Annotated in this window: 16 protein-coding genes and 1 pseudogene; 11 read left to right on the forward strand and 6 right to left on the reverse strand. The window is 71.1% G+C overall.

Annotated features, from left to right (window positions below; translation table 11 throughout):
* Positions 1 to 20: 20 nt before the first annotated feature.
* The 4 genes from trmB (at position 21) to ACN27F_RS05220 (ending at position 5,036) form a co-directional block, all read left to right on the forward strand.
* Positions 21 to 686 (forward strand): tRNA (guanosine(46)-N7)-methyltransferase TrmB, encoded by a 666-nt coding sequence (gene trmB / locus ACN27F_RS05205; RefSeq protein WP_421431465.1) that lies wholly within the window; start codon positions 21 to 23, stop codon positions 684 to 686.
* A gap of 121 nt (positions 687 to 807) precedes the next feature.
* Positions 808 to 3,312, forward strand: coding sequence for a DEAD/DEAH box helicase (locus ACN27F_RS05210; RefSeq protein WP_421439988.1), 2,505 nt, complete (start codon positions 808 to 810; stop codon positions 3,310 to 3,312).
* A gap of 166 nt (positions 3,313 to 3,478) precedes the next feature.
* On the forward strand, positions 3,479 to 4,156 hold the full coding sequence (locus ACN27F_RS05215; RefSeq protein WP_421439990.1) for a hypothetical protein: 678 nt from the start codon (positions 3,479 to 3,481) through the stop codon (positions 4,154 to 4,156).
* A 91-nt stretch (positions 4,157 to 4,247) separates the two neighbouring features.
* Positions 4,248 to 5,036: an RluA family pseudouridine synthase gene (locus ACN27F_RS05220; RefSeq protein ID WP_421431466.1), complete on the forward strand. Its 789-nt coding sequence runs from the start codon at positions 4,248 to 4,250 to the stop codon at positions 5,034 to 5,036.
* Positions 5,037 to 5,133: 97 nt separating this feature from the next.
* On the opposite strand, the gene ACN27F_RS05225 is transcribed toward ACN27F_RS05220, so the two are convergent.
* Positions 5,134 to 5,895, reverse strand: coding sequence for an SDR family oxidoreductase (locus ACN27F_RS05225; protein ID WP_421431467.1), 762 nt, complete (start codon positions 5,893 to 5,895; stop codon positions 5,134 to 5,136).
* A 1,089-nt stretch (positions 5,896 to 6,984) separates the two neighbouring features.
* On the opposite strand from ACN27F_RS05225, the gene ACN27F_RS05230 reads away from it, so the two are divergent.
* The 3 genes from ACN27F_RS05230 to hrpA all read left to right on the forward strand — a co-directional run bounded on the left by ACN27F_RS05230 (position 6,985) and on the right by hrpA (position 12,034).
* Positions 6,985 to 7,554 (forward strand): hypothetical protein, encoded by a 570-nt coding sequence (locus ACN27F_RS05230; RefSeq protein ID WP_421431468.1) that lies wholly within the window; start codon positions 6,985 to 6,987, stop codon positions 7,552 to 7,554.
* Positions 7,508 to 7,978 (forward strand): hypothetical protein, encoded by a 471-nt coding sequence (locus ACN27F_RS05235; RefSeq protein WP_421431469.1) that lies wholly within the window; start codon positions 7,508 to 7,510, stop codon positions 7,976 to 7,978. The genes ACN27F_RS05230 and ACN27F_RS05235 overlap by 47 nt, the downstream gene beginning before the upstream one ends.
* 66 nt (positions 7,979 to 8,044) lie before the next feature.
* Positions 8,045 to 12,034 (forward strand): ATP-dependent RNA helicase HrpA, encoded by a 3,990-nt coding sequence (gene hrpA, locus ACN27F_RS05240; protein ID WP_421431470.1) that lies wholly within the window; start codon positions 8,045 to 8,047, stop codon positions 12,032 to 12,034.
* Between the two features lie 106 nt (positions 12,035 to 12,140).
* On the opposite strand, the gene ACN27F_RS05245 is transcribed toward hrpA, so the two are convergent.
* A complete protein-coding gene (locus tag ACN27F_RS05245; RefSeq protein ID WP_421431471.1) occupies positions 12,141 to 13,316 on the reverse strand; it encodes a hypothetical protein in 1,176 nt (391 codons plus the stop codon).
* A gap of 202 nt (positions 13,317 to 13,518) precedes the next feature.
* On the opposite strand from ACN27F_RS05245, the gene ACN27F_RS05250 reads away from it, so the two are divergent.
* Positions 13,519 to 14,070, forward strand: a complete 552-nt coding sequence (locus ACN27F_RS05250) for a hypothetical protein (protein ID WP_421431472.1) — start codon at positions 13,519 to 13,521, stop codon at positions 14,068 to 14,070.
* On the opposite strand, the gene ACN27F_RS05255 is transcribed toward ACN27F_RS05250, so the two are convergent.
* On the reverse strand, positions 14,046 to 16,382 hold the full coding sequence (locus ACN27F_RS05255) for a putative bifunctional diguanylate cyclase/phosphodiesterase (protein ID WP_421431473.1): 2,337 nt from the start codon (positions 16,380 to 16,382) through the stop codon (positions 14,046 to 14,048). The genes ACN27F_RS05250 and ACN27F_RS05255 overlap by 25 nt on opposite strands.
* Before the next feature lie 181 nt (positions 16,383 to 16,563).
* Here ACN27F_RS05255 and ACN27F_RS05260 point away from each other — a divergent pair.
* A pseudogene (locus ACN27F_RS05260) lies at positions 16,564 to 17,652 on the forward strand (acyltransferase family protein); the annotation flags it as partial.
* 173 nt (positions 17,653 to 17,825) lie between these two features.
* Here ACN27F_RS05260 and ACN27F_RS05265 read toward each other — a convergent pair.
* The gene (locus tag ACN27F_RS05265; RefSeq protein WP_421431474.1) at positions 17,826 to 18,953 is read right to left on the reverse strand and encodes an aldo/keto reductase; all 1,128 of its coding nucleotides are present in this window, start codon (positions 18,951 to 18,953) and stop codon (positions 17,826 to 17,828) included.
* 47 nt (positions 18,954 to 19,000) lie between these two features.
* Positions 19,001 to 19,759 (reverse strand): SDR family NAD(P)-dependent oxidoreductase, encoded by a 759-nt coding sequence (locus ACN27F_RS05270; protein WP_421431475.1) that lies wholly within the window; start codon positions 19,757 to 19,759, stop codon positions 19,001 to 19,003.
* A gap of 231 nt (positions 19,760 to 19,990) precedes the next feature.
* On the opposite strand from ACN27F_RS05270, the gene ACN27F_RS05275 reads away from it, so the two are divergent.
* Together ACN27F_RS05275 and ACN27F_RS05280 are read left to right on the forward strand one after the other, a co-directional pair.
* Positions 19,991 to 20,437: a PaaI family thioesterase gene (locus ACN27F_RS05275; protein ID WP_421431476.1), complete on the forward strand. Its 447-nt coding sequence runs from the start codon at positions 19,991 to 19,993 to the stop codon at positions 20,435 to 20,437.
* A gap of 110 nt (positions 20,438 to 20,547) precedes the next feature.
* Complete coding sequence (locus ACN27F_RS05280) at positions 20,548 to 20,880, forward strand: zinc ribbon domain-containing protein (RefSeq protein WP_421431477.1); 333 nt, start codon at positions 20,548 to 20,550, stop codon at positions 20,878 to 20,880.
* 47 nt (positions 20,881 to 20,927) lie between these two features.
* On the opposite strand, the gene ACN27F_RS05285 is transcribed toward ACN27F_RS05280, so the two are convergent.
* Positions 20,928 to 22,439 (reverse strand): deoxyguanosinetriphosphate triphosphohydrolase family protein, encoded by a 1,512-nt coding sequence (locus ACN27F_RS05285; protein ID WP_421431478.1) that lies wholly within the window; start codon positions 22,437 to 22,439, stop codon positions 20,928 to 20,930.
* Position 22,440 lies beyond the last annotated feature (1 nt).

Below are 22,440 nucleotides of genomic sequence, written 5' to 3' on the forward strand. Positions count from 1 at the left end.
CGCGGATATGCTGCTGTGGCGTGAGCATCCGCACCTTCCACCCACGCCGGGGCCGGCTCAGCGGCCGGCACCACGACGCACTGGACCGGCTGCACGCCGTGCACGGCCTGGTGGTCGCCGACCTGGTGGGTCCACTGGACCTGGTGGCGTCGTTCGGCCGCAGCGCACCGGTGGTGCTCGACATCGGCTTCGGCATGGGTGACGCCACCGCCACGATGGCCGCCGCCGACCCGGGGCGGGACTACCTGGCGGTGGAGGTGCACACTCCCGGCATCGCCAACCTGCTCGCGCTGATTGAGCGCGACGGCCTGACCAACGTCCGGGTGGCCACCGGCGATGCCCTCGACCTGGCCCGTCGCTGCCTGTCCGAGAACAGCCTGGACGCGGTGTACGCGTTCTTTCCCGACCCGTGGCCGAAGACCCGCCACCACAAGCGACGACTAATCCAGCCCGATCACGTGGCGCTGCTGCGGTCCCGGCTGCGCCGGGGCGGGCGGCTGCACTGCACCACCGACTGGGCGCCGTACGCCGAGGTGATGCTGACGACCCTGCAGGCCGATCCGGAGCTGGTCAACCCGCACGACGGGTTCGCGCCACGGCCGGCGTACCGGCCGGAGACGAAGTTCGAACGGCGCGGTCTGCGGGCCGGCCGGCCCGCGTACGACCTGATTCTCGTACGCCGTTGAGCGCACCTGGTACGCCGCTGAGCTCACGTCGTACGCACTCGCCCGCACGCCGATCCGTGACCCCGCGTTGGCGAGCGGTAGCGGTCACAGGCACGATGGACGAACCATGACGCAGACCGCCCTGACCCTCACCGACCGCCTGCCCGACGGCGCCGACCCGGACGAACTGTACGACGCGTTCACCTCGTGGGCGGCCGGCCAGGGCCTGGAACTCTACCCACACCAGGACGAAGCGGTCATCGAGCTGGTCTCCGGGGCGAACGTCATCCTGAACACCCCGACCGGATCCGGTAAGAGTCTGGTCGCCACCGCCGCGCACTTCGCCGCCCTGGCCGACGACCGGGTGACCTTCTACACCGCGCCGATCAAGGCGCTGGTGTCGGAGAAGTTCTTCGCGCTCTGCGACACATTCGGCGCCTCCGAGGTCGGCATGCTCACCGGCGACGCCAGCGTCAACGAGGACGCGCCGATCATCTGCTGCACCGCCGAGGTGCTGGCCAACATCGCCCTGCGCCACGGCGCCGACGCCGACGTCGGCCAGGTGGTGATGGACGAGTTCCACTTCTACTCCGAGCCGGACCGCGGCTGGGCCTGGCAGGTCCCGCTGATCGAGCTGCCACAGGCCCAGTTCGTGCTGATGTCGGCCACCCTCGGCGACGTCACCCGGTTCGTCGACGATCTGACCCGGCGGACCGGCCGGTCCACCGCCGTGGTCTCGTCGGCGCAGCGGCCCGTGCCACTGATGTTCAGCTACGCGGTGACCCCGCTGCACGAGACTCTCGAAGAGCTGCTCAGCACCCACCAGGCCCCGGTGTACGTGGTCCACTTCACCCAGGCGGCGGCGCTGGAGCGGGCGCAGGCGCTGATGAGCATCAACGTGTGCACCCGCGCCGAGAAGGACGCGATCGCCGCCGCGATCGGCAACTTCCGGTTCACCTCCGGCTTCGGGCGCACCCTGTCCCGGCTGGTCCGCCACGGCATCGGGGTGCACCACGCCGGCATGCTGCCGAAGTACCGCCGGCTGGTGGAGACCCTCGCCCAGGCCGGCCTGCTGAAGGTGATCTGCGGTACGGACACCCTCGGGGTGGGCATCAACGTGCCGATCCGCACCGTGCTGTTCACCGGCCTGTCCAAGTACGACGGGGTACGGACCCGGCTGCTCAAGGCACGCGAGTTCCACCAGATCGCCGGCCGGGCCGGGCGGGCCGGCTTCGACACCCTCGGCACGGTCGTGGTGCAGGCGCCCGAACACGTCATCGAGAACGAGAAGGCCCTGGCCAAGGCCGGTGACGACCCGAAGAAGCGGCGCAAGGTGGTCCGCAAGAAGCCACCGGAGGGCGCGATCGGCTGGGGCAAGCCGACGTTCGAACGGCTGGTCGCCGCCGAACCGGAGCCGTTGACCTCCAGCTTCGGAGTCAGCCACGCCATGCTGCTCAATGTCATCAGCCGGCCCGGGGACGCGTTCGCCGCGATGCGCCGGCTGCTCACCGACAACCACGAGGACCGGGCCGCGCAACGCAGGCACATCCGCCGGGCGATCGCCATCTACCGGGCGCTGCGCGCCGGCGGGGTGGTCGAACAGCTGCCCGAACCGGACGCCGAGGGCCGGCGGGTCCGGCTCACCGTCGACCTGCAGCTCGACTTCGCGCTCAACCAGCCGCTGTCGCCGTTCGCCCTGGCCGCGCTGGAACTGCTCGACGTCGAGTCGCCGACGTACGCCCTCGACGTACTGTCGATCATCGAGGCGACGCTGGACGACCCCCGGCAGATCCTCTCCGCCCAACAGCACAAGGCGCGCGGCGAGGCGGTCGCGCAGATGAAGGCCGACGGCATCGAGTACGAGGCCCGCCTCGAACTGCTCGACGCGGTCACCCATCCGAAGCCGCTGGCCGACCTGCTCGACGCGGCCTACGAGACGTACCGGCGGGGTCATCCCTGGGTGGCCGACTACGAGCTGGCCCCCAAGTCGGTGGTCCGCGACATGTACGAGCGGGCGATGACGTTCACCGAGTACGTCAGCTTCTACGGGCTGTCCCGTTCGGAAGGTCTGGTGCTGCGTTACCTGGCCGACGCGTACAAGGCGCTGCGCCAGAGCGTGCCCGACGACGCCAAGACCGAGGAGCTCATCGACCTCATCGAGTGGCTCGGCGAGCTGGTCCGCCAGGTCGACTCCAGCCTGATCGACGAGTGGGAGCGGCTGCGCAACCCGACCGACGACCCCGACGTCGCGGTGGTCGCCGACGACCGGCCACCGGCGGTCACCGCAAACCTGCGGGCCTTCCGGGTGCTGGTGCGCAACGCGATGTTCCGCCGGGTGGAGCTGGCCGCGCTGCGCCGCTGGGACGAACTCGGCGAGCTGGACGCCGGGTCGGGCTGGGACGCCGACGCCTGGGCCGATGCCATGGAGTCCTACTTCGACGAGTACGACGAGCTCGGCACCGGGCCGGACGCCCGTGGCCCGGCGCTGCTGATGATCACCCAGGAGCGGGACCGCTGGCTGGTGCGGCAGATCTTCGCCGACCCGGCCGGCGACCACGACTGGGGCATCAGCGCCGAGGTCGATCTCGCCGCCTCGGACGAGGCCGGTGCCGCCGTCGTGCACGTCACCGACGTCGGCCAGCTCTGACCTCGCAGCAGTCGGCCTGGTCGGCCTCTTGGCGAAGGCCGGCGACTGCCCGCGCCGGAGCCCGTCAACCAGACAGGCGCAGCGTGACCGAGGACTGGGCGCAGCGTGACTTCTCGATTAGAATGGGTGTACTAATCCGGCTCCTGACCTGGGAAGGAACGCCGTGATCGCACCCCCTCGCGCCGCCGAGTCGACCCCCTCCGCAGCACCCGCCAATCCCGCACCGGTCCCCTACGCCACCTTGCTCGGTTTCGCCCGGTACGTCGGCCAGTCCGGACCGGCCAAGGCCACCTTCGTCGGCGGACTGCGCCGCCAGCGGGCCAGCCGGTCCGGCTTCAACCCGCACGGGCAGTTGGTCAAGGCCTTGAAGGCGGACATCCGGTTCCGCACCGGCGGCAGCCACCTCGCCGCCGTCGGCGGGCAGGTCAAGCAGCGCTGGCAACCGCTGTACGCGGCCCTGGTGCCGGGCGCGTCGCGCTACCTGGCCTCGCTCGGTGATCTGTCCCAGGTGGAGCTGGCACCGACCCACGACGCGCTCGGCATGCTCGGCGACCTGCCTGTCAAGATCAACCCGCACTTCGGGCTGCGGTACGCCGACGGCCGCGCCGAGGCCGTCCGGATCCACTTCGACGAGCAGCCGCCCAGCGTCGAAGCCCGCACCGCGATCTGGCATCTGATGGCCCGGCACATGGACCAGGTGTTGCCGCACGCCGAGCCGGTCCTGGTCGACCTGCGCCGGGGCACCGCCCACCGGCCCGACGCCACTTTCCGGCCCGACCAGGTGGAACGCTGGCTGGCCGGCGAGGCCGCCGCGTTCACCGCCATCTGGAGCACCTCGGCCTGACCACACCGTCCGCGACGTCCGCAACCGGCGTGGCGCCGCTGCGGACGTCGCCGGGACGGCGCCGCGCCCGACGGCGTATCCTCGGGCACCGGTGAATCTCTGGTCCGACCTACGCGCCGACGCCGTCCTGTACGAGGACGGCGCCGCGCTGGTGCTGAACAAGCCCGCCGGCACAGCCGTGATGGGCGAGCGGCACGGCACCGACCTGGTCCGTCTCGCCGAGGAGACGGGCGAACAGGTCTTCCCGGTGCACCGGATCGACAAGAACACGTCCGGGGCGATCCTGTTCGCCAAGGAACTGCGTCACCACGGTGACCTGACCCGTCAGTTCAACCGCCGTACGGTGGACAAGGTCTATCTGGCCGTGGTCTGCGCCGCCGACGACGCCGGGCCGCCGCCCGAGGTCGGCGTCGTCGACCTGCCGCTGAGTGTGGGTCGCAAGAACCGGGTCCGGGTCGCCGGCAACCGCGCCGACATCGGTTACGACCAGACCGCCGGGCGGTGGGCACTCGCTCCCGGTACCGCCTTCGACGACGTCCGCAGCTACCCTTCGCAGACCCGGTTCGTCCACGTCGCGGGCGACCCGGCGCACCGTCTGCTCGCCGTCGCGCCGCTCACCGGCCGGCGGCATCAGATCCGGGTGCACCTGGCCTGGATCGGCCAGCCGATCGTCGGTGACCCGCTGTTCGACAAGGCCGCCGCCGCGAACGGCACCCGCACCCACCTGCACGCGTGGCGGCTCGGCTTCGACACCGCTGACGGCGATCGGGTCGAGGTGACCGCGCCGCCGGACGCCGAGTTCTGGCAGCCGCTGCCCGGCGGCCCGCCTACCGGGGCCGACCTGCACCGGGCCTACCAGCGACTACACGAGACAGGCTGAACACGACACGACAGGCTGACGCGGTGGCGCGGACAGCGGCCCCGACCGCACCCGCACCACCGCGCGTACCGCCCCGATCAGCGCGCGTGCCGCCCGATCAGCTGGTCCAGCCGCCGTCCGAGGTGATGATCGCGCCGTTGACGTTGACCGCCTCGTCGCTGCCGAGCCAGGCGACCAGGGTCGCGATCTCGTCCGGCTGCGCGGTGCGGGTCACGTGGCCGGCGAAGGACTTCGACAGCCGCTCGTAGGCCCATTCGACCTTCGGCTGGGCGCTACGGCCGATGTTCGTCTCCACTCCGCCGGGGCAGATGGCGTTGGTACGGATACCGTCCGCACCGTACAGGAAGGCCGTCGAGCGGGTCAGGCCGATCAGACCGTGCTTCGACGCCACGTACGCGCTTCCGGCGACCGAACCGGTCAGCCCACCGATCGAGGCGATGTTGACGATGGCACCCTTGCCGGCCTGCTTCATCAACGGAAGCACCGCCCGGGCGAGCCGCATCGGGCCGGTCAGGTTGACCGCGAGCACCCGGTCCCAGGTGGCGTCGTCCAGTTCGGTCACCGGCAGGAAGAAGTCCATCACGCCGGCCACGTTGGCCAGCAGGTCGATCCGGTCGCCGGGCAGCCGGGTGACCAGTTGGTCGATGTCGGCCTGTACGGTCACATCGGCAGTGACCAGATCGGCCGCGTGTCCGGCGGCGGCGAGGAGCTTGCCGGTGCCGTCCAGCCCGTCGGCGTCGACGTCGCAGCCGACGACCTTCGCTCCCTCGGCGGCCAGCCGTAGTGCCACCGCCCGGCCGATGCCGGAGCCCGCGCCGGTGACCAGCGCGACCTTGCCTGCGTACCGCTGCTCGGTCATGGGATCCACCTCCTCCGGCGGCCCGGACCGGTCGTCCGGCCCGCCCACGTCCACCCTTACCCGGCGGGCGTGAGAGCCGCCAGGCCCAAGGTCACGACCTGTCGGGCCGACCGGCTCAGCCCTGGCCCTCGGAACCTTGATCCGCGTGGTCGAGGGAACCGTCATTGTCGTCAAACCGGCCGATGAGACAACCATGGGGGTGCCCTGGGTGCCCTCGGCCGTGGCCACTCGACGCAGGCTCGCGCTCCCGCGACCACCACACCGAGATCAGCTACGTGGCATTACGTCTGCCGCTCCAGTCGCTCCCGGGTCATCTCCAGGTGACCGCCAGGTCGTCGGGCGGCAGCGACCGGCCCGTCTCGTAGTGGCCGAGCTGCGAACCGGTCACGTGCACCTGTGCTCCGAGCGCGTCAAGTGACCCCAATACCGCCACACATCCTCGCGGGCGGACGACGCTCCACGTAGGGGAACAGTGCCCAGGAACGACGGAATCGGCGGGACACCCCGACTCCGCGCTCAGCCACGCTCCACCGCACTTGAGGCTGCGATTCGGCAGGCCAACGAAACGGCTCGTACCCACATCCCGAACCGGACCACCGGCGAGTGCCACCGGTGCGGCGGGGTGGTCGCGCCGTGCCGGCCGTCGCTGCGGGCCCTCGCCATCCTGGACCGGTGGGACCCGAGCTCCGCGTGGCGGATCCGGGCGGTGCTGCGACTCTCCGGCCTGATGCCGGCCGGCTACCCGCACGCCGACGCCGAGCTCACCCGACGCAGACGGCGAACCGCCCGACGCAGACAGCGACCCATCCGACGGCGTCAACGACGACTGAACCGCCGTCCGTAGACACCCTGGGGCCATTCCCGACGTTCGCACGATCCTGACGCATCGATGTGAGGCTGAGATACCTATTCCCCGCCGGATAACGTATCTCAGCCTCACATCGTGGAGCGGGAGCGGCAGGCAGCGCGCGACGGACAGCGTGTGACGGACAGCGCGCGGGGCAGTCGACGACAGCGCGCCGGCCGGCTACGCTCGACGGCAGCGCGCCGGGGATCGCGCCGAGACCCGCCGGAGCCGAGGTCGACCGGATGCGCGGTACGGCCGACACCGCCGATCCGGCCCTTGCCCAGACGATCGCCGACCGGTTCGACCTCGGCGCCGTCGTCGGCGCGATGCGGTCGCTGGCCCGCCCCGACGACATGGGCCGCCGCTGGTCGGTCGACACCGACCGGGGACGGTTCACCGTCCGTACGATGGACAACTGGCTGCCGATCGTCGACGCCGGCACCGACGTCGCCCTGCAGCAGGCCGCCGCCGCGGCCGGTGTGCTGCTGCCCACCCCGGTACGCAGCCGCGACGGCAACATCATCGAGTCGATCGGTGGGCACCGGTGGCGGGCGTACCAGCACCTGCCGGCCGGGCCGCCCCTCGCCGGCCCGGTGAGCAGCGGCGGTCGCCCGCGCGGTCGGCGACGTGCTCGCCACGCTGCACGGCCTGGCGTTGCCGGTCGACCGGGTCAGCCCGTGGCACGCCAAGCGACTCGGCCCGGCCAGCTGGGCTGGGCTGGCGTCCACCGCGACCGCCCGGCAGGCACCCTGGGCCGGGCAACTGGTGGCGGCGGTACCGACGCTGGAGGACCTGGCCGGCATCGGTCATGACGCGTCGGTGCCGGATCCGGTGCTGACCCACAACACGCTCGGGCCGGCGCAGACCCGGCTCGCACCCGACGGTCGCCTCGTCGTCGTCGGCTGGGAACACGCTGGTGGCCAGCCGCCGGCCTGGGAGGTGGCGAACGCGCTGCTGGACTGGGCGGTCGCTGCGCCGGATCGGATCGACGTTGTCGGTGCGCGGGCGCTGGTCGACGGCTACCGGCAGCGGGCCGACGGCGGGCCGGAGCTGCGCCTGGCCGATTTCCGAGGTGCGGCGACCAGTCTGGTCAACTATGGGTCCGAGCAGGTCGAGGCGGCGCTGGCCGCCGAGACGACCGAGGATCGGCGGTACGCCGACCGCAGCGTCCGGCACCTGCTGGCACGTCTGCCGACCCGCACCACCCTGGAGCATCTGCTCGACGCGCTGGCCTGAACCAGGGACAGGTGGCCGGAAACCCAGGCGACCGGCAGCGGGGCGGCGGGTATCGTGGTCAGCGCCATGAACCCGCCCTCCACCGTTGCACGATCAATACCTGACCTGCTGAAGCTTCTCCCCGAGCTGACGATCCGCGACGAGCGGCGGCTGCACCGGCGCCTCGACGGGGTGCGCAAGGTCCGCGACCCGCAGGCCCGGCAGTCGGCGATCGACGAGATCGCCACGGCGGTGCGATCCGCCCAGCAGGCGGTGCAGCGGCGACGCGACCGGGTCCCGCGGATCCGCTACCCCGACGGGCTGCCGGTCAGCGGACGGGCCGGCGACATCGCCGCGGCGATCCGCGACCATCAGGTGGTGATCGTGGCCGGCGAGACGGGCTCCGGCAAGACCACCCAGATCCCGAAGATCTGCCTGGAGCTCGGACGCGGAGTCCGCGGGCTGATCGGGCACACCCAGCCGCGCCGGCTGGCTGCCCGTACCGTCGCCGACCGGATCGCCGACGAGCTCGGCACCTCCCTCGGCGACGTCGTCGGCTACAAGGTCCGCTTCACCGACCAGGTCGGTGACCAGACCCTGGTGAAGCTGATGACCGATGGCATCCTGCTGGCCGAGCTGCAGCGTGACCGGATGCTGCGCCAGTACGACACGCTGATCATCGACGAGGCGCACGAGCGCAGCCTGAACATCGACTTCATCCTCGGCTATCTCAAGCAGTTGCTCCCCCGCCGCCCCGACCTCAAAGTGATCATCACGTCGGCGACGATCGACCCGCAGCGCTTCGCCGACCATTTCACCGAGCCGGGCAAGCCGCCGGCGCCGATGGTCGAGGTGTCCGGGCGCACCTATCCGGTGGAGGTCCGCTATCGGCCGCTGCTGCGCGAGACCGACGAGACCGACGACGATCCCGGCGCGGCGCCAGGCACGCCGGGCACCGTGACGCTGGACCAGATCGACGGGATCAGCGAAGCGGTCGAGGAACTCGCCGACGAGGGCCCCGGCGACATCCTGGTCTTCCTCAGCGGGGAGCGGGAGATCCGCGACACCGCCGACGCGCTCGGCAAGCTGGTGGCCGACCGACCCCGGCTGCGCGACACCGAGATCCTGCCGCTGTACGCCCGGCTGTCCGCCGCCGAGCAGCACCGCATCTTCCAGCCGCACCGGGGCCGTCGGGTGGTGCTGGCCACCAACGTCGCGGAAACCTCGCTGACCGTGCCGGGCATCAAGTACGTGATCGACCCGGGTACGGCGCGGATCTCCCGCTACAGCAACCGACTCAAGGTGCAGCGGCTGCCGATCGAGCCGGTGTCGCAGGCGTCGGCCAACCAGCGCAAGGGCCGCTGCGGGCGCACCTCGGACGGTATCTGCATCCGGTTGTACGACGAGGCCGACTACGAGTCGAGACCGGAGTTCACCGACCCGGAGATCGTGCGGACCAACCTGGCCTCGGTCATCCTGCAGATGACCTCGATCGGGTTGGGCGACATCGGCGCGTTCCCGTTCGTCGAGCCGCCGGACCGCCGGCAGATCACCGACGGCATCGCGCTGCTGCACGAGCTGGGCGCGATCGAGCCGCCGGTGCCTGGCGGTCCGCCCCGGCTGACCCAGGTCGGCCGGCGGTTGGCCCAGCTGCCCGTCGATCCGCGACTGGGCCGGATGGTGCTCGCCGCCGAGGGCAACGGCTGCGTCGACGAGGTCACCGTGATCGCCGCTGCACTGTCTATCCAGGACCCTCGGGAGCGGCCGGCCGATCAGCAGGCCCAGGCCGATCAGGCACACGCCCGGTTCGCTGACGCCGAGTCGGATTTCACCGCGTTCCTCAACCTGTGGCGCTACCTGCGCGAGCAGCAGCGGGAGCGTTCCGGCAGCGCGTTTCGGCGGATGTGCCGGGCCGAGTTCCTCAACTACCTGCGGGTACGCGAGTGGCAGGACATCCGCAGCCAGCTGCGGCAGACGCTACGGACGATGAACGTGCCGGTCGACCGGGGTGGCGAGCCGGCGCCGCCGGTGGCCGTGCACCAGTCGCTGCTCGCCGGCCTGCTGTCCCACGTCGGCCTGAAGGACCCGGCCAAACAGGACTATCTCGGCGCGCGGGGGGCGCGGTTCGGGGTCTTCCCCGGTTCGGCGCTGTTCCGCAAGCAGCCCCGCTGGGTGATGGCCGCCGAGCTGGTGGAAACGTCCCGGCTGTGGGCGCGCACGGTCGCCAAGGTCGAACCGGAGTGGGTCGAGGCGCTCGCCGGTCACCTGGTGAAACGCTCGTACAGCGAACCGCACTGGGAGAAGAAGCAGGCCGCGGTGGTGGCCTACGAGAAGGTCACGCTGTACGGCATCCCGCTGGTCGCCGCGCGCAAGGTCACCTTCGGCCGGATCGACCCGGCGCTGAGCCGGGAGCTGTTCATCCGGCACGCGCTCGTCGAAGGCGACTGGCACACCCCGCACCGGTTCTTCCACGACAACCGCGCCCTGCTCGACGAGATCGGCGACCTGGAGCAGCGGGTACGCCGCCGCGACATCCTGGTCGACGACGAGACCCTGTTCGAGTTCTACGACCAGCGGCTGCCCGCCGACGTCGTCTCGGGGCGACACTTCGACGCCTGGTGGAAGAAGGCCCGCCGGGCCACGCCCGACCTGCTCACCTTCGACCGCGACATGCTGGTCAACCAGGGCAAGGGGCGGATCGACCCGGCCGGCTACCCGGACCAGTGGCACTCCGACGGGGTGGCGCTGCCACTGACGTACCGTTTCGAGCCGGGCACCGAGACCGACGGGGTGACCGTCGACATCCCGCTGCCGATGCTCAACCACGTGCCGGACGACAGTTTCGACTGGCACGTCCCCGGGCTGCGCGAGGAGTTGGTGGTCGCACTGATCCGCTCGCTGCCCAAGCAACTGCGGCGCAACTTCGTACCGGTACCGGACTTCGCCCGCGCGGCGTTGGCCGCGATCACCCCGGGTCAGGAACCGCTGCTGGAGGCGCTTGCCCGCGAGCTGCGCCGGCTGACCGGGGTGGTGGTGCCACACGACGCGTGGGAGCCGGACAAGGTACCGCCGCACCTGCGGGTCACCTTCCGGGTGGTCGACGACCAGAACAAGCCGCTGGCCGAGGGCAAGGACCTGGCCGCGCTGCGCCGGGAGCTGACCACCGAGGTACGCCGGGTGGTGGCCGCCGCAGCCCCGGACGTGGAGCGGCGTGGGCTGCGCGAGTGGAGCATCGGTACGCTGCCCCGCAGTATGGAGCAGGACCGGGCCGGCTACCGGGTCACCGCCTACCCCGGGTTGGCCGACGAGGGCGGCAGCGTCGCGGTGCGGGTCTTCGACAGTGCCGCCGTACGGGATCGACAGATGTGGTCCGGCACTCGGCGGCTGCTGCTGCTCACCCTGCCGTCGCCGGCGAAGTTCGTCTCCGGACGGCTGTCCAACCAGGACAAGTTGGCGTTGAGCCGCAACCCGTACCGCACCGTGGTCGAGCTACTGGACGACTGTGCGGGGGCGGCGGTCGACACCCTGATGGCGCAGGCGGGCGGGCCGGCCTGGGACGCGGATGGTTTCGCGGCGCTGCGCGAGCAGGTCCGCGCCGGTCTGGTGGATACCACGGTCGATGTCGTCTCCCGGGTCCGACAGGTCCTGGCGGGCGCGTACGCGGTGCAGCAGCGGCTCGGCCGTACCTCCGATCTGGCCTTGGTGGCCGCCCTGGCCGATATCCGCGAGCAACTCGCCGCCCTGGTCTATCCGGGCTTCGTGACCGCCACCGGGCACGCGCGTCTGGCGGATCTGCCCCGCTATCTGGCCGCGATCGAGCGCCGGTTGGAGAAACTGCCGCAGAATCCGCGCCGGGACCGCGATCAGCAGGCCAGGATCGACACCGTACGCCGGGAGTACCAGCAGATGCTCGACGGGCTGCCACCGGCCCGGCACAACACCGACGCCGCCCGGCAGATCCGCTGGATGATCGAGGAGTTGCGGGTGAACGTGTTCGCCCAAGCCCTCGGCACCCCGTACCCGGTGTCGGAGCAACGCATCTACAAAATGATGGATACCGCTGAGCGCGAGGAGTGAGCGAGCGCCAGCGAGCGAGCCCCGCAACGCCAGCCCGACCGACCCCGCTGAGCGCGAGGAGTGAGCGAGCGCCAGCGAGCGAGCCCCGCAGCGCCAGCCCGTGGCGTCAGTTGCGCTGCAGGGACAGTACCGAGACGCCGGCTATCGCGTCGATGTCGTAGCGGTCGGCGGCACTGTTCCAGCCGTTGCCGGTGAACACCGACCCGGGTGCGATGCCGTCGGTGTCGTCCCCGTCGATGATGGCGCTGGCGGCACCGGCGCCGAACCGGACCTGCGCCGGCGGACCGGGTGGTGCCTCGATGAGAAACTGGTTGGCTCCGCCCGACATCCGGACCGGCAGGGTGCCGTCCGGTGGCGGCAGCGTCAGGTCGATGCGCGCCGCGCCACCGACGATGTCCAGACCGGCCAGGTTGGCGTCGCGCAGGTCGATGGTGTGCTGGGCGACCCCGCCGGTGAGGCGCAGCCGCCAGCGGACCGCCGAGTGCAGTTCGATGTCGACGACTCCGGGCCCGGTCTGCCCGCTGGGCACCAGATGCAGGGCGATCTGGCCGTTGTCGGCGATCACCCGGGGCAGCACGTCACCATCGATAGGGGTACTGATCCGGTACAGTTCGCCACCCAGGTCGGCGGTTCGGATGCTTACCGTGGTGGTGCCGCTGACCAGGTCGAACTCGGCTTCCCGCACGTTGCCCAGCGGCCCGGAGACAAGCCGTTCGGTGGCCGGGGAGGTGTCCGTCGCGCCGCCGGGTGCAGCGGTCGGGCCGGCGGCGGGATCGTCCGAGGCGTTGCCGGCGGAGGTGGTCCGGAGTGCGTCGACGACGCCGGCCCCGGCGAGTACGGCGACGAGAAACAGCGCCAGCAGACCGGCACCGACCAGCACGAGCCGGCGGGTATCGCCGACGTGGCGAGGTGACGGTGGTGGTGGCGGTTGGTGAAAGTCATCCGGATCCGGGTCGAAGAAGGGCACCGCCGGGGTCACCGGCTCTGGCAGGTCGAGCTCGCGGGCCAGCCAGGGCGGCGGCGGGATGTGTGGGCCCGCGCCGGCCACCGGGGTGTCGTCTTCGGGTGCGAGCGGATAGGCATCCGTCAGGTAGTCCTGTTGACGTGGGGCCGGGCCGGGCCAGACGGTGCCGGGGCGGGCGGGCGCGGGGGCGTTCATCTCGGCCGCGCCAAGCGACGCCGCGCCAAGCGACGCCGGGGCGGGCGCCTCGGCCGGCACCGCGCGCTGCACCGGACCCAGATCGATCTCGGCGGGTTCACCAGGCTGTCCCGGTCGCGGCATGACGACCCTCCTCGGCGTGACGGGCACGGCGCATCGACGGGCCCGCTCAGGAATACGACCGGGACACCGATCCGGATCGACCGACACCGGAGAATCTTGTATTCATCTCTGCCGCCGCCCTGATCAGGCGGTCAGCCGTCGCTCATACTCAGGAGTAGGGCCGCACCCCACCCCGACATCCGGTGCGGCCCGGAGGGTGACCATGTACATAGAGGTTGAAACGGTCATTCCGGCCGAGCTGTCCGACCCGACCTGGCGGCTCTACACCGAGGCGTTCGACGAGTTGCGGACCACCGCGGTCCAGCGGCATGTCATGCACCGCGACGAGTTCGACGAAGTGCTGCGTGATCAGCGGGTGCTGAAGTATCTCGGGCACGACCCCGAACGGGCACACCAGTTGGCCGCGCTGGCGACGTTCACCAACGAACTCGACACGATGCCGCTGATCTCACCCGATTACTTCGCCCACCGCTGGCCACAGTTGTACGCGGAAAAACGCATCTGGTACATCGGGTTCTTCGCGATCCATCCCGACTGCCGTGGATCCGGGATCTTTGAGCTGGTGATCGCCGACATGTGGCAACGGGTGCAGGCCAGCGACGGCATCGCGGCCCTGGACATCTGCCGCCGCAACGACCGGATCGGTCTCGCCCGGGCCATCCATCAGACCTTGACGTCGTTGACCGAAGGGGCCAGCGCCAGCCGCATGGACGAGCAGACCTACTGGCTCTACGAGTTGCCGGCCCGTCCCTGAGCGGTGTCGGCCGGCACCGTCGACGAGACCGCCCACTGCTTGACGAACTCCGCCGGCCCAACCGGCTCGCCCCAGAGCCTGCCCTGGCCGTACAGCACGCCGAGGACCGCGAGCACACCCTGTTGCAGGGTTGTCTCGACGCCTTCGGCGACGACGGTGAGGTGCAGGGCACTGCTCATCGCGACGACGGCCCGGACGATTTCTTCGTCCTTGGCGCTGGCGCCGAGCCCGGCCACGAACGCACGGTCCACCTTGACCCCGGTGACCGGATGGCTACGCAGATAGCCGAGTGCCGAGAAACCAGTGCCGAAGTCGTCTACGACGATTTTGATGCCACGACCACGCAGGTCCGCCAGCACCTGCCCGGTGACGCTGGACGGGTCGATCATCACGGATTCGGTGATCTCCAACACGACGGCCGCGGCAGGTACGCCGTACCGGGTCAGTGCCTCGTCCAACGCGCGGGCCAGGCCCGGGTCGCGCAGCTGGCGTGGCGACACGTTCACCGACATCCAGAAATCGGCGGTGACAGTGCCGTCCGCGCGCCACTGCGAGAGCTGGCGCAGGGCGTGGTCCAGCACCCACCGGCCGATCGAAGCGATCAGGCCGGTGTCTTCGGCAATCGGGATGAACACCGACGGCGGCACCATGCCACGGTCCGGATGCTCCCACCGCAGCAACGCTTCCGCCCCGATCAACTGCCCGGTCTCCAGGTCGACGATCGGCTGGTAAGCCAGGCGCAGGTCGTCCTGGACCAGCGCCGCACGCAACGCCTGCTCGATGTCGACCCGTTCGCGCACGCGTTCGTGCATGGACGCGTCGAACATCACCCAGCGTCCCCGGCCGTCCGCCTTGGCCTGGTACATCGCGGTGTCCGCGTCCCGCATCAGCGCGTCGGCGGTGACCGGCGGACTCTCGTCCGGTCCTACGGAGCCGAGCCGGGTACCGGCAATGCCGACCGAGGCGGTGATCACCGCCTCGGCCTGCCTGATCTGCAACGGCTCGTTGACACAGTTGATGATCCGCTCAGCGAGCGCGATCGCGTCGGGCCGGTCGCCGAGGTGCACGACGACGAACTCGTCCCCGCCGACCCGGGCCACGGTCACCGCCGCCGGCAACGCCGCGCGCAGCCGGGCAGCGACCTCGGCGATCAGCTGATCGCCAGCGTGGTGCCCCCACGAGTCGTTGACCAGTTTGAACCCGTCGAGGTCGAGGAAGTACACCCAGATCCAGGTCTCCTCCGCCGGATTGGTGGTCAGCAGGCGGCGAACCTCGGTGGCGAGCATGAGCCGGTTCGGCAGGCCGGTGAGCGGATCGTGGGTGGCGCGGTGCTCGTAGCGGCGTTGCGCGGCGGCATAGCCCTGCACCGCGGAGACCGCCCGCATCATCAGCAGCACGACCATCGCGGCGCCACCGATGCCCAGCACCAGTCGGTCGGTGGCCGACCGGCCGGAGACGACCACGGTCAGCAGGAACGGGGCCGCCAGCGCCGGGCCGATCAGCAGCAGCCGCTGCCAGGACCAGGCCTGCACCGGCAGCCGCGCCGCCCGGCCCAGATCGACCACGGACGGGTGCAGCGCCGCCGCGCCGATCAGCGGGAACCCGATCAGGAACGGCAGGTCCAGCAGCCGCGAGCCGGTGAGCTGCCCGGAGACGCCGATGATGGCGTACAGCACATCGCCGACCAGCAGGCAGGTCATCGAGGCCACCAGCAACAGGTAGCTCGGCCGCCGTACCGCGGTGGTGAACGCCAGGCTGACCAGGATCAGGACCAAGATGACGTCGAAGATCGGGTAGAGGGCGGCGAACGCGGAGACCAGTACCGGGCGGTCGGCGATGCTGCCCGCCGGCACCGCCAGCAGCAGCACCGAGCACAGCGCCGCGCCGATGAACACGATCAACCCGTCGATCACCGCGTGCGACGGCAGCCGACCGCGGGTACGTAGCAGCCCGGCCAGTCCGAGCAGCATGAACAGATAGCCCGGCACGGTGGCAGCGTCAGCGGCCAGCCCGTACAGGCCGTCCTGCTCGACAGCCCACGGGCGGGCCAGTGCCCCGGCGAGGAAACTCAGACACGCGGCGGCGAGCAACCGCCATGCCCATCGGGGTCGGGCCCGATGCCATTGGGGGCCGACCGCCACGGCCGCGGCACCGGCGATCCCGGCGGCGCCGAACGCCGAGCCGTTCACCAGCACAGCGTCGGAGACGCAGTACAGCACCGCGATGGCGGCGCCGAACGCCAGGAACACCAGAGCGGGCAGCGGCGAGCTAGCGGCACGCCCCGCCCCCGGCGCCGCGGGTCGTACCACCATGGCCCCTGCGCACATGTCATCCACCGACTGATTCGCCAAACAGGCGCACACCATACCAAGCAAGGCTCACAACCGGCCTGGTCAGGACAGACCGCAGTGTTCGGGCCGATCGGCCGAAGCGGATGGCTGGCACAGCCGCTAGCGGAGGGCGCCGGGTTTGGCATCCTGCGGTGCTGGATACATGAGCGGCCACCGCATTGCGCGGCGGCGAGGACCCCGATCACGGTCGGACCGCCACCTACCGCACCGGCCCGAACGGAAGGATCGTAAGCTGCCCGCCACACCCTCTGCCCCGGGACGCCTGCCGTCACTGACCGGACTGCGCTTCGCCGCGGCGCTGCTGGTCTTCGGGGTACACGCGTACTCGTTCCTCCCGTTGACTGATCAGCGGCACGACCAGTTCGCCGCGATGCTGCTCAACGCCGGTGACCTCGGTGTCTCCTTCTTCTTTGTCCTGTCCGGCTTCGTGCTGACCTGGTCGGTACGTACCGGTTACCGGCCCGGCCGGTTCTGGATCGCGCGGGTCGTCCGGGTATACCCGGCCCATCTGGTGGCACTGCCGCTGGCGCTGGCCGGGCTGGCCGCGACCGACCGGATGCCGGGAATCTGGCCACAGCTGCTGGCCACTTCGGTGCCGCTGGTCCAGGCCTGGCACCCGTGGGACGTCCACTATCTCGGCATCAATCCGGTCACCTGGTCACTGTCCTGCGAGATGGCCTTCTACCTGGCCTTCCCGCTGGTTCACGCTGCGGCACGCCGGTTCACCACCGCCTGGCTACGGGTCGCGGCGCTCGCGCTGCCGGCAGCGGTCTGGCTGATGCCGGTGCTGGCTGAAGTGGCCGTACCGGCCGAGCACCGGCGCTGGTTCGTCTACATCTTCCCGCCGGTACGGATGCTGGAGTTCGTCCTTGGCGTCGTACTGGCGTTGCTGGTGCTGCGCGGAGCATGGCGGGGACCCGGGCTGGCCCTGGCGAGCGCGCTGTGGGTGGTCAACTACCTCGCCGTGGGCTGGTTGCCGGCGCAGGCCCGGGACACGGCGGCCACCATCGTCACGCTCGCCCTGCTGGTTCCGGCGGCGGCCGTCGCCGACGTACACGGCCGGCGATCGCCGTGGCGGGGCCGACTCGCCGTCCATCTGGGCACCATCTCGTACGCGTTCTTCCTCGTCCACCTGGTGGTGATCGTCACCGCGATGCAGCTGATCGGCCGTGACCAGACCTGGTCGGCGCCACAGGCGCTCGGCCTGGCCACGGCATTTCTGCTCGGGTCGTACGCGCTGGCCGTCGCGCTGCACCGCTGGGTGGAGCAACCGGCGATGCGGCTGTTGAACCGGCTGCCGAAGACACCTCGCCGGGCCAGCGACCGGCCACCGGCGTCGGCACTGCCTCACCAGCCGGCGGTACCAGCGCTGCCTCACCAGCCCGGGGTACCAGCGCTGCCTCGTCAGCCGGCCGAACCGGTCCCGGACGACGGCCCTAGGCCGGGCAACGACCCTGGACCGGGCAACGACCCTGGACCGGGCAACGACCCTGGACCGGGCAACGACCCTGGACCGGGCAACGACCCTGGACCGGGCAACGACCCTGGACCGGGCAACGGCACGCCCGCCGGCAACAGACCGGCGCCGGCCAACGCCGGCCACAGCCCGGCGGGTGGTGCCGCGTCCAGCAGCGCCGCGTTGCGCCGTACCTGATCGGCGCCTGCCGCACCGAGCACCAGAGCGTGCACCGCCGGGTGCGCCGCGGAAAAGGCGATGGCGGCCGACGGCAGCGTGGTGCCGTGTCGCTGGCACAGCTGCGCCATCGCCACCGCGCGCGCCAGTACCGCCGGTGGTGCCTTCTGGTACTCGTACGGCAGGTCGGCGGTGGGGCGGGCGACGGCCAGCAGTCCGCTGTTGAACACCCCGGCGAGCAGCACCAGCACCCCCCGGCGCCGGCAGGCGGGCAGCAGGGTGGTCGCGGCCGTCTGTTCCAGCAGCGTGTACCGCCCGGCGACGAGAACCGCGTCAAGGTCGGTTTCCGTGACGAAACGTTCCAGCACCCCGACATGCTTGGAGCCGACGCCGATGGCACGCACCACGCCCTGGTCGCGCAACGCCCGCAGCGCGGGATAGGCCTGGTCGAGCGCGGTCGACTGATGTTCCTCCGGATCATGCAGCAGCACCAGGTCGACGTGGTCGAGGCCGAGCCGGTCCAGGCTGGCGTCCAGGCAACGGCGCACTCCGTCGGCGCTGAAGTCCCAGACCCGGCGGTGGTCGGCGGGCACGTCGAAGCCGTCCGGGTCCCGTCGCCCGGCACCGCCCGGATCTGGCACCAGGCGCCGGCCGACCTTGGTGCTGACCAGGTACTGCGACCGTGGCCGGCCCCGCAGAGCGGCACCGAGGCGGCGTTCGGACAGGCCCAGGCCGTAGTGCGGGGCGGTGTCGAACAACCGCGCCCCACACTGCCAGGCCGCCTCGACGGTGGCCGCGGCCCGCTCGTCGTCGATCGCCGAATAGAGGTTGCCGAGTTGGGCGCACCCGAGCCCGAAGCGGCCGGCAGGCGAATCACCGAACGGCGCGAACCGTGGCATCTGCGCTTCCTCCCTGTCGAAGAGCCTCGACAGCCGCCGGTGGTGCTTCAGGTCGCGGTAGGCGGACGCATCCGCAGCCCGTGCATCCCGCCGTCGACGGCGAGCACCGTGCCGGTCGTCGCACCAGCCTGCGGGCTGGCCAGGTAGGCGATCGCGGCGGCGACCTCGGCCGAGCTGACCAGCCGACCGGTCGGCTGGCGGGCCCGCAGCGCGGCAAGTTCGGCCGCCGGGTCGGCGGTGGCGTCGAGCAGCCGGCGGACCCAGGGAGTGTCGACCGTGCCGGGATTGACGGCGACCACCCGGACGCCTTCCCGGACGTGGTCGGCGGCCATCGCGAGGGTCAGCGACTGCACCGCTCCCTTGCTCGCGCTGTACAGGGCGCGTTCGGGCAGACCGGCGGTCGCCGCGATCGAACACGTGTTGACCACGACGGCATGGGCCGACCGGCGCAGATACGGCAACGCGGCCCTGGTGACCCGGACGATCCCGACGACGTTGACGTCCAGCACCCGATGCCACTCCGCGTCCGGGTTGGCCTCGACGGAACCGACCGCGCCGATACCGGCATTGTTGATCACGATGTCGAGGCCACCCAGTGTGTCTGCGACAGCGGCGACGGCGCGGCGTACCGTGGCGTCATCGGTGACATCCGCCGCGAAGCCGAGCAGCGGCGACGGCAGCCCGTCCGGACGCAGATCCAGGCAGGCGACCCGGGCGCCACGGTCGGCGAGCAGCTGGGCGGTGGCCAGCCCGATACCGGAAGCGCCCCCGGTGACCACCGCCGCGCAGCCGGAAAAGTCGTCCACGCCACCCCCACCAACTCGTCCCGCCGCATCGACAGATCTGATGATGATGGGGTCCTCGGCCGGTCTCCGGCAAGTTCCGCACTCGGTCAAGATTCCGCTGTCGCGGGTGAGGTGGAGAAGGCACCCGGGCAGCCACGGGCTAGGCTCTCGGTGCCGGCTGCCCGACCGGATCGCCGGTGGCGGCAGACGATCTGACCACAGCGACCAGCGCGCGCGAGGCGGGAGATCCAGATGAGCCAGGCACCTCAGGTCGGCGCTACCCCCGGCGGAGGCGACACCAGCGCCGCGCCGTCCGGTGGTCTCGACGGGTTGATCGGTGCCCGGATCGAGGAGGCCGACGCGGATCACGTACGGCTGCGGTTGCCGGTGACCGCCGCGCTGCACCAACCGTACGGAATCGTGCACGGTGGTGTCTACTGTGCTCTGGTCGAGAGCGCGGCGAGCATCGGCGGTGCGTGCTGGATCGGTGACCAGGGGCGGGTGGTCGGGGTGGCGAACCAGACCGACTTTCTGCGGGCGGTCAGCAGCGGTGAGCTGACGGCGCTGGGCACCCCCCTGCACCGGGGTCACAGCCAGCAACTCTGGCAGGTCGAGATCACCGACCGGGACGGACGGCTGGTCGCCCGGGGACAGGTGCGGTTGCAGAATCTACGACCCGGCGGCGCCCGCTCGACATGAGTCACGGCCACGGCCAGCAGCAGCGGCACCGGGCACGAGCGGAACCGGTCATCCGCCCGGCGAACCGGACACCTCGCCCACCCGTAGGAACGGGAAGGAGGCGATGAGACATGGGCATCATGGTCAACCCTGCACGCTGTGACCCGACCGGCACCGATCTGTACATCCTGCGTGGGGTGCTGCGCTGCGGGACGAGCACGTTGATCCCGGCCAGCTCCGGCACCGGGACCCGCTTCTACGCCTGCCCGGACCCGGATTGCACCCGAGGGCCGATCAACGCGGAGGAAATCGAACAGCAGGTATGGCAGCGCTACGTACAGCTGAACGCCGAAGCCGCCGACATCGTCAGCCGCGACCAGCGGCGGTCCGCACTGGTCGCGGTCCTGGTCTGGGTCACCGTCGGGACCAGCCTGGTCGACCTCGACTACGAATGGCGGGACTGACCGGGTGTCGCCTCGTCAGCGTGGACGAACCGGCGGAGCGCAACCGGTCACAGCACGAACGCGTCGGTCCACAGCTGCCCGGAGCGTCCGGTGAGGGCATCGAGCAGCGCCACCGCCTGGCTGTCGGTGAGCGAGGCGACGTAGTCGACGATCGCCCGTCCGCGGGCGGCGGTCACCGGATCCGCCACCAGCCCGGCGAGTTCCGCCTCGGCCAACTCGACCAGGTCGTGCAACCGGCGGGGCAGTCGGCTCTGCTCCTGCGGGTCGGTCAGCCAGGACAACAGGGCGTCGACCAGCGTGGCCACCAGGTCGGCCTGGCCACGCTGGTGCAGCGCGAGATCCGGACGGGCGAGAACGAACCGGTGGTGTACGAACTTGAGTACCTGCACCTCGTGCCACTGGGCGATGGCCAGCTGCACGTGTCCGGACCGGATGGACGGTTCGGCGGTGACCGTGATCGCGTCGACCAGTCGACGGGTCCAGCTGGCGGAGAAGCTCGTCACGTTCTCCTCGGCCTCGATCGACCCGTCGAACGGGACCATCAGCAGCCCTTCGACCAGCTCACGCCGGACGTGCTCGACGGCGTCGGCGAACGCGACGTCGGCGGCGATCCAGCTGTCCTTGCGGTGCAACTGGCGACGGAGTCGCTCGATGGACCGGCCCGGCCGGTGCGCGGTCGCGGTCAGTTCGGCGCCGGCCAGCTGCCCCAGCTCGGTGGCGCCGCGCTGCCAGGCCACCAACTCACCGGCGACCGCACCCTGCTGCAGCACGCCGACGCGGTGGAAGTCCTCGACGTCGTGGATGGCGTACGCGATGTCGTCCGCAGTGTCCATGATGGATGCCTCGACGGTCTGCTGCCAGGCGGCGATCGCCCCGACGAACGGCTCCCGGGCCTGACGCAGGTCCGCCGCCTCGGTGGTGTAGGCACCGAACTTGACCGAACCGACGTGCGGGTCGTCCGGCGCGACGGCCGCACCGCGCGGCGCCGGACGCAGTTGACTCGGGTGCGGCAGCGGATAGGTTCGCCGGGTCCACGGATACTTGAGCATCGCCGCGCGCACCGCCGCGGTCAGGTCCAGGCCGACCGCGGTGGTGCCTCGGATCTCGGTGCTGGTCACGATCCGGTACGACTGGGCGTTGCCCTCGAATCCGTCCGGCAGGCCGAGCCGGTGCCGGGCGATACGGTCCAACACCCGCTCACCGAGATGGCCGAACGGCGGATGGCCGAGGTCGTGGGCGAGCGAGGCGGCCTCGACCACGTCGGGATCGCAGCCGCCGAGATCGTCCAGCAACGGCCGGTGCCGCCCGTCGGCGACCAGGCGCTCCGCGATCGCCCGCCCCACCTGCGCCACCTTCAGGCTGTGGGTGAGCCGGTTGTGCACCAACAGGCCGGCACCGCCCGGGCTGATGACCTGGGTGACGCCGCCGAGGCGGGCGAAGAACGGCGAGGAGACGATCCGGTCACGGTCGGCCCGGAACGGGCTCGCGGCCAGATCGCCGGCGGCGGCGGCGCCTCGGCCGGACAGCCGGCGAGCGCGGGGATCTTCGGGCCGGTCCACC

The sequence above is a fragment of the Solwaraspora sp. WMMB335 genome (assembly GCF_049179075.1).
GTDB lineage: Bacteria > Actinomycetota > Actinomycetes > Mycobacteriales > Micromonosporaceae > Micromonospora_E.